This window comes from Paenarthrobacter nitroguajacolicus, assembly GCF_029952445.1.
Taxonomy (GTDB): Bacteria; Actinomycetota; Actinomycetes; order Actinomycetales; family Micrococcaceae; genus Arthrobacter; species Arthrobacter nitroguajacolicus_B.
Genome location: NZ_JAQPPK010000056.1, coordinates 1 through 7864, shown reverse-complemented (window position 1 = coordinate 7864; position 7864 = coordinate 1). Strand labels below are relative to the sequence as shown.

Annotated in this window: 9 protein-coding genes; 7 read left to right on the top strand and 2 right to left on the bottom strand. The window is 63.2% G+C overall.

Annotated elements, in window-relative coordinates; translation table 11 throughout:
* Window positions 1-249: 249 nt before the first annotated feature.
* Window positions 250-435, bottom strand: coding sequence for a CsbD family protein (locus PJL15_RS22420; RefSeq protein ID WP_018777112.1), 186 nt, complete (start codon window positions 433-435; stop codon window positions 250-252).
* A 79-nt stretch (window positions 436-514) separates the two neighbouring features.
* Window positions 515-1690 (bottom strand): zinc-dependent alcohol dehydrogenase, encoded by a 1176-nt coding sequence (locus PJL15_RS22415; protein ID WP_281453335.1) that lies wholly within the window; start codon window positions 1688-1690, stop codon window positions 515-517.
* 134 nt (window positions 1691-1824) lie between these two features.
* Here PJL15_RS22415 and PJL15_RS22410 point away from each other — a divergent pair, with 134 nt between their 5' ends.
* From PJL15_RS22410 to PJL15_RS22380, 7 genes are all read left to right on the top strand, one after another.
* Window positions 1825-2028, top strand: a complete 204-nt coding sequence (locus PJL15_RS22410) for a hypothetical protein (protein WP_281453334.1) — start codon at window positions 1825-1827, stop codon at window positions 2026-2028.
* A 155-nt stretch (window positions 2029-2183) separates the two neighbouring features.
* A complete protein-coding gene (locus PJL15_RS22405; protein ID WP_281453333.1) occupies window positions 2184-2729 on the top strand; it encodes a hypothetical protein in 546 nt (181 codons plus the stop codon).
* 59 nt (window positions 2730-2788) lie between these two features.
* Window positions 2789-3373 (top strand): SIS domain-containing protein, encoded by a 585-nt coding sequence (locus PJL15_RS22400; RefSeq protein WP_432443852.1) that lies wholly within the window; start codon window positions 2789-2791, stop codon window positions 3371-3373.
* Between the two features lie 111 nt (window positions 3374-3484).
* Complete coding sequence (locus tag PJL15_RS22395; protein WP_281453331.1) at window positions 3485-4555, top strand: alkene reductase; 1071 nt, start codon at window positions 3485-3487, stop codon at window positions 4553-4555.
* A gap of 144 nt (window positions 4556-4699) precedes the next feature.
* Window positions 4700-5398 (top strand): GntR family transcriptional regulator, encoded by a 699-nt coding sequence (locus PJL15_RS22390; protein WP_281453330.1) that lies wholly within the window; start codon window positions 4700-4702, stop codon window positions 5396-5398.
* 167 nt (window positions 5399-5565) lie between these two features.
* On the top strand, window positions 5566-6573 hold the full coding sequence (locus PJL15_RS22385) for a sugar phosphate isomerase/epimerase family protein (RefSeq protein WP_281453329.1): 1008 nt from the start codon (window positions 5566-5568) through the stop codon (window positions 6571-6573).
* Window positions 6570-7864 (top strand): dihydroxyacetone kinase family protein (locus PJL15_RS22380; protein WP_281453328.1); only part of this gene is annotated, 1295 nt, incomplete at its 3' end. The genes PJL15_RS22385 and PJL15_RS22380, both read left to right, overlap by 4 nt.

Sequence of the window (7864 nt, the reverse complement as noted above, 5' to 3'; positions counted from 1 at the left end):
GCCACGAAAAACCAACCGAGAGGGCCCCGCCAAAGCTGACGCTCCGGGAACCGGTCCGGCAACAATCGCCCCTCAGAAGGAACCAACCCACCAAACGGCGCCCTCCCCCCACACACATATCGTCTAGGTGACAGCACCTGTCCTTCTGACCGCTCATTGGGACAGGAGCTGTCACCTGGTTGGGTTCGCACAAACGCCCCGGCTCCCTTGGAGGGAGCCGGGGCGCTGCGTTCGTTTGGTGCGGGGGGCTTACTTGTCGAAGGCGTCCTTTGCGGCGTCCTTGACGTTCTCGCCTGCCTGCTTGGTCTTGGCAGCTGCTTGGTCAGCAACGCCCTCGGCCTGCAGTTTCTCGTTGTTGGTGGCGTCTCCCAAGGCTTCCTTGGCCTTGCCGGTGACTTCCTGTGCCTTGTTGCTGATCTTGTCTCCGAGTCCCATGAGGTCTCCTTCGATGTAGTCCAACGCTGACAATCGCTAGGCTATCGAGCAATTCTGGGTGCTTCCTGAATGCGCACTTTCAGGGCTTGAGCACCACCTTGATGCACCCATCCTGTTTCTTCTGGAATTTCTCGTAGAGTGCGGGCGCTTCATCCAGGCCGCCGGTATGGGTGACCAAATGCATGACTCCCAGGGGATCGGCGTCGTCCTCAACCAGGGGGAGCAAATCGTCTGTCCAGCTTCGCACGTTGCATTGCCCCATACGGAGCTGTATTTGCTTATCGAACATTCTCATGAGGGGCATGGGGTCGGCTTGGCCGCCATAAACGCCGCTCAGGGACAGTGTGCCTCCGCGGCGCACCATGTCTACTGCCGTGTGGAGTGCGGCGAGCCGATCAACGCTCATGGTTTCCATGGCCACCTGAGCTGGCTTGTCCGGGAGGAGGGACACCGCCCGGTGCAGGAAGGAAGCCACCGGAGAACCGTGTGCCTCCATGCCCACGGCATCGACTACGGAGTCAGGTCCCCGCCCGAGCGTTTCCTCACGGATCTTGCCGGAGACGTCCGAGCTATAGTCGAGCGTCTCCACGCCACGTGACTCCGCCATTGCACGGCGTTCGGGGACGGGATCAACGCCGATGACGCGGAATCCCTTGTGGAGGCCGATCCTGGCGGCAAACTGGCCCACGGGTCCCAGGCCAAGGACAGCAAGGGTTCCACCTTCCGGAACGTTGGCATACTCCACCGCCTGCCAGGCGGTGGGCAGAATGTCCGAGAGGAAGAGGTAGCGCTCGTCGGGCGCGTCCGAATCCACTTTCACGGGACCGTAATCCGCGAAGGGAACACGCAGATACTGGGCCTGGCCGCCTGGGACTGAGCCGTAAAGTTCGGAGTAGCCGAACAGCGCAGCCCCGGAGCCCTTCTCCTTGACCTGGGTGGTTTCGCACTGGGATTGCAGGCCCTGGTTGCACATGAAGCAGTGCCCGCAGGAGATGTTGAACGGGACCACCACGCGGTCGCCCTTCTTGAGGCGATGGACTTCGGACCCCACTTCTTCCACAATGCCCATGGGCTCGTGCCCAATGACATCGCCCTTGTGCATGTAGGGGCCCAGGACCTCATACAAGTGGAGGTCCGAGCCGCAGATGGCGGTGGAGGTAATGCGGACAATCGCGTCCGTGGGTTCCTGGATCGAGGGATCGGGTACGTCTTCGACGCTGAGCGAGCGCCGGCCTTGCCATGTCACTGCTTGCACGATTGGATCTCCCTGCCTTGATGCTGGGGTGGGTCCCGCCCTGCTGGAGACCTTTCCAGCGAACCAGAGATGGTGGCAAGGCACAAGGTTGCCAGCCCTCGACACGATTCCTCCGTGAAGCCTAGATTGAGGCCATGAGCGAAGAACCAAACAAGTCTGAAGAGGAGCCTTCCGAGCCGTCCGGCCCGGAGGTTCCTGCCGCCGTCGAGCATGACAAAGGTGATCCAGGATCGGGTGACTTCACCACTGAACTGGACCCGACATTTATCCCGGACAGCACCGGAGAGACGCCGGATGAAAAGCGCGCCAGGGAACATCCTGAAGAGACCGGCAGCTGAAACTAGTAAGTAACCTGATAACTAGCTACGATGAAATGTGAGGCAGTACTGCAATCGTTTGGAAATGAGGCGATTGGGGTACTCCTCGGACACCAAGCACAGCGAGGGCCACGAGCGGCGCCCACAGAAGTCCGCTCACCAGGGAGGTAATCCTTATGGATACAGGACAACTGGTACTGATCATTGTGGTGGCCGTAGTGGTCATCGCCGCTGTGATCGCCGCGGTAGTCATCGGACGCCGGAAAAAGGCCGAAGTCAACCATCGCCGGGCAGAGGAGTTGCGCGAAAAGGCACAGGAAGAAGCCATTGGCGCCCACCAAGCCAAAGCCCAGGCAGCGCAGGCAGAGGCAAATGCCTTGCAGGCCGAAGCTGAAGCCAGCCGCCTCCGGAAGGATGCCGAGCGGCATTCGGAGAAAGCTGACGAAGCCCACGGTCGCGTGGAGGAACACCTTCGCCACGCCGACAAACTGGACCCGAACGCGTCGACGGACCGCTCGGCCGACGATCGCCGAGTCAGCGACCGTGACCGCACCGACGACCGCGGTCCCGGCAATACGGACCGCGTGAATGACATGCACGATTCCCGCGATGCTGACCGTGCCACCGCCTCCGACCGATCCCATGTGGCCGAGGGGGAGCGACTGACCCGTGACCGGAGCAGGCGCGATGGCTCAACGCGTGAGGATGACAGGAACCTATAGTTTCGACGAAGAAACGGAGGCAGGAAGTGAGCATCGTGGTGAGGCGGACAGGTCAAGCAATCCGGGCGACCGAGTCGAAGACAAACCGGCACGCAGTGGATGTGGTCCTCGGCCATCTTGGCGAGATTGGACCGGCGGTGGCGGCCCTGCGCCGGGAGTCTTCCAGGCTTGCCGAATGGGGCGAAGAGCTTGCGCGGGTCCGCCTCCGCGGCGGCAGCGTGTTCGCTGCCGGCAGTGACGGCTCGGCCCATGAAGCGGACAGGTTCACCTCCGAGCTGACTGCCCATGATGCCGCACACAATAACGACGGCGGCCCCGGCTCCTTCACGGCCATCGTTGCCAAAAAGGACGCCGGGGAGACCATCAGCGAACAGATTCCCGCGGTGGTCAAGAAGGGTGACATCGTTGTGCTCCTGGCCGCCAAGGGGATTACGGACGACCTTCGCGACGCCGCCGCAGCCGCCAAAGCGGCCGGGGCCAAAGTGTGGGCGCTGACCGGCAGGGAGTCCAAGAACCTGGCGCAATCGGTCAATGAAGCCATCAATATCAACACGGACCCGCCGCATGCCGAGGAAGCCCACCTGGTAGCCGTCCTTGCCCTCTGCGAGTGCTTCGACGAATCCATGCGGGACCTGTCCAAGTAGCTGCCGGGGTTTTTTCCGGACCAGCCGTGTGATCTGCGACTCATCCGGAATAGTTGCAGACGCCATGCAGTTGTGCGCAGTGAACCTGTTTCATTCTGAAAGGAACTGCGCATGCTGTTTTCCCCCTTGGCCCTTGGCGAGTTGGAGCTTTCCAACCGATTGGTGATGGCTCCGCTGACCCGCCTGCGCGCAGGCGAGCTTGGAGTCCCGAACGATCTCATCGCCGAGCACTACCGTCAGCGCGCGTCCCTGGGGCTGATCGTGAGCGAAGGAACCTACCCGGCGCCGGCAGGCCAGTCCTACCCCGGCCAGCCCGGACTCGTCACGGAGGAGCAGATCGCCGGCTGGAAGAAGGTCACTGACGCTGTCCATGCAGAGGGTGGCCGGATGTTCGCCCAGATCATGCACGGTGGCCGCGTTTCGCACGCCGACATCACCGGCGGACACGAGATCGTTGGTCCCAGCGCGGTCGCCATCGAGGGGGATGTCCGCACCCCCAACGGCAAGCAGCCTTACCCCGTGCCGCGTGAACTCCGCACTGACGAACTGCCGGGTGTCATCCAGGAAATTGTCACCGCTTCCAAGAACGCGATTGAGGCAGGATTCGACGGCGTTGAGCTCCACTCCGCCAACGGTTACCTCCTGCACGAATTCCTGGCCCCGAACTCCAACGTCCGCACGGATAGCTATGGTGGTTCGCCCGAGAACCGCGCCCGCTTCGTCATCGAGACTGTCAACGCCGTGGTGGAAGCCCTGGGCGCCAACCGCGTCGGTATCCGGATCTCGCCGGAGCACAACGTGCAGGGGATTGCAGAAACCGATGCGGCCGATGTCCGGGCCACCTATGAGGTCCTGGTGGACACCATCGCATCTCACAACCTGGCCTACCTGAGCATCCTGCACCAGGATCCCAAGGGCGCACTGGTCCAGGATCTTCGCGAGCGTTTCAACGGGACCTTCCTGGTGAACACGGGCTTCAGCGAGATCACCACCCGCGACGAAGCTTTCGCCATTGTGGAAGAAGGCCTCGCTGACGCCGTAGTGGTCGGCCGCCCGGCCATCGCCAATCCGGACCTGGCGCGTCGCTGGCGCGAAAGCCTGCCGCTGAACGAACCCAACCCGGCCACGTTCTACGCTGACGGCGCCGAGGGATACACGGACTACCCGTTCTACGCGAACTAAAACCAAGCGAACCATAAGGCGCAAGACCATGACGTCGGCACCCACCCCGGGTGTCGACGTCGTGCTTTAAGCTCCGGCACCAAGGCCGAATGTGACGCCGGCTCCTTGCCGACCACCGGCCTGCGTTCCTATAGGATTTGTGGCATGTCTGAACCTTCGCCGGCAGTCGCCCGCCCCGGCTTCCCTGTCAGTCGCCAAGTTCTGGCGGACCACGTTTACGAAGCCCTGCTTGAATGGCTCATGGACGGCCGGCTGGAACCAGGGGCTGCCGTCAGTATCGACGGAATGGCGCGGGAACTGGACGTTTCACCCACACCGGTGCGTGAGGCCCTGGCGCGCCTGGAGCATACGGGAATGGTGCGTCGCGTCGCGCTGAAGGGGTACCGCGTGGCTCCGGTTTTCACGCGCGAGGACTTTGCCGAACTCATGGAAGCCCGGCTGTCCATCGAGCCGGTCAATGCCCGCTTGGCCTGCGCCCGCATGACGCCGGATGGCTTGGAAGCCCTCAAGCAGGCGGTGGAGGATTTGAAGACTGCTCCCCGGGGCGGAACGTTCGCTGAATACCGCAGTTATCTCGAAGCCGACGAGCGGTTCCACCAACTCATTGCCGCGCAGGCGAGCAACCAATTCCTCCTGGCTGCCTACAACACCTTGGGTGGCCAGATCCAGCGTTTCCGGCTGTTCGGGGGAGTGGGCATCACGGATGCGGAGCAGGCCATCGCCGAACACCAAGCGGTGTTGGACGCGATGCTGGGCGGCGATCCGGACAAGGCCGCCCAAAAAATGATCGAGCACGTGGAGAAGGTCCGTGGCCGTGCGATCGCGGACGCTCCGGAGGAGTAGCCAAACATCTCACCAGGCCCGCCGGTTCACCCGGCGGGCTTTTTTGTGAGCCTCTTCACGAACATTTGTCAGACATATAGGATGCAGGAAGTTTCGGAAAATGCTTGACAGTTCCCCTTGATTCGTAAATCCTATAGGAAACAGGATTCAAAAGAGGAGAGAACATCATGGCGTATACCGCCGAGAACTGGCCCATTACTGCGGCCCTCCTGCAGTTCCCCGGCAAGGACGCTACCGGGAAGGACATCAACGACGCCGATGCTTCCGTGTGGGCCGACGTCCTCCAGGAAGTGAAGGAAGCTGGTTTCGCGAACGCGGACCTTACCGACAGCTGGGTCCGTCCCGGCGACCTGAGCAAGGACCGTCTCGCCGAATTCAAGGCGACTGCGGATCAGGTGGGAATCGGCATGCCGGTCATCTCAGCCATCCGTCGCAGCGTCATCCACGCTACCGACTGGGCCGACAACCTCGCCTACAGCCACCGCACCATCGATGCCGCCGCCGAGCTCGGCTGCGAAGTAGTCTCCATCGGGCTCCACCAGGCCATCACTCCGGAGCAGCAGAAACAATTGTGGTTCTGGACCGTGGAGGGGTACAAGGACCCCGTCGGCGACAAGGAGGCATGGGGCAATGCAGTCTCCCGCATCAGGGAACTCGGCAAGCACGCGGCTGAGGCCGGCATCCTGCTCTCCTTGGAAATGTATGAAGATACCTACCTCGGCACCTCGGATTCTTCCGTCCAGCTGGTACAGGACATCGGCCTGGACAACGTCGGCCTGAACCCGGACCTCGGCAACCTGATCCGCCTGCACAGGCCCATCGAGGACTGGCGGGAGATGGTGGCCAAGACCCTGCCGTACTCCAACTACTGGCACATGAAGAACTACATCCGCGACGAAGACGTGGCCCGCGACAGCTACATCACCATGCCGGCACCGATGGAAAGCGGGCTCATCAACTACCGCGAAGCCTTCAAAGTGGCGCTTTCGGTGGGCTTCCAGGGCATTCTCTGCACGGAGCACTATGGTGGCGACGGCCTCAGTGTGACCGCCAGCAACCAGGAATACCTCCGCCGGCACGTCCTCCCGAAGTCCGAGGGCTACGCGCTGGGCAAGAGCCAAGTAGCCCAGGGTCGGCAGCAGCCCGCGGCAGCCTTGGCAGGAGCCGCGAAATGACGCAGATTTTCGACAACCCGGCAGACTTCGCCGATGAAGCGCTGGATGGCTTCGTCGCAGCAAACCGTGGCTATGTAGCCAGGGTGGACGGCGGCGTCGTGCGCTCCACCGAGATGCCCGCCGGCCAGGTGGCACTGGTGGTTGGTGGCGGCTCCGGCCACTACCCGGCATTCGCGGGGCTTGTCGGTCCGGGCCTGGCAGCGGGCTCCGCCTGCGGCAACATGTTCGCCTCCCCGGCAGCTGGCCAGGTCTACCGCGTGGCCAAGGCTGCCAACGCTGGTGGGGGAGTCCTCCTTAGCTACGGAAACTACGCCGGTGACGTCCTGCACTTCGGCCAGGCCCAGCTACGGCTCAACGCCGAGGGCATCGATACCCGGACGGTCACCGTCACCGACGACATCGCCAGCGCCCCGATCGAGCAGCTCGAAAAACGTCGCGGCATTGCCGGGGACCTCACCGTTTTCAAGATCGCCGGAGCCGCCGCAGAAGCGGGACTGGACCTTGACGGCGTCGAGCGTTTGGCCATCAGGACCAACTACCGCACGCGTTCGCTCGGTGTGGCTTTTGACGGCTGCACGCTCCCTGGGGCCAAGGACCCGCTGTTCCACGTACCCGCGGGGCAGATGTCCCTCGGCTTGGGAATTCATGGTGAGCCCGGCATCTCGGAGCACCCCATGCCCACAGCCTCCGAGCTCGCCGAACTCCTGGTTTCCAGGCTCCTGGCGGACAAGCCCGAGGACGCCGGAGACCGCGTAGTGGCGATCATCAACGGACTTGGCACGGTCAAATACGACGAACTTTTCCTGCTGTTCGGCAAGGTCGAGAAGCTGCTCACAGCCGCGGGACTCACGGTTGTCGAACCGGAATGCGGCGAGCTCGTGACCAGCCTGGACATGTCCGGGCTCTCGCTCACGCTGCTGTGGCTGGATGACGAGCTTGAGCAGTATTGGGCCGCGCCGGCCGACACCCCGGCGTTCCGCAAGGGCAGCATGTCGCCTCGTGCAGCCCGCGCCGAGGCGACGTTCGACGACGTCGAAACCGCCGACGTCGAACAGCCCACCGCTGCTGCTGCTGACCTTGGCCGCGAGGCCGTGGCCATCCTCGCCCAGGTGCGGGACGTCGTCGTCGAACATGTTGAGGAGCTCGGCAAGCTGGACGCGATCGCCGGGGATGGCGACCACGGTATCGGGATGCGCCGCGGCGTGGATGCTGCCGCTGCCGCCGGTGAAGCCGCGAGCGGATCCTCGGTGGCGCGAGTGCTGGCCGGCGCCGGTGAGGCGTGGAGCGAGCG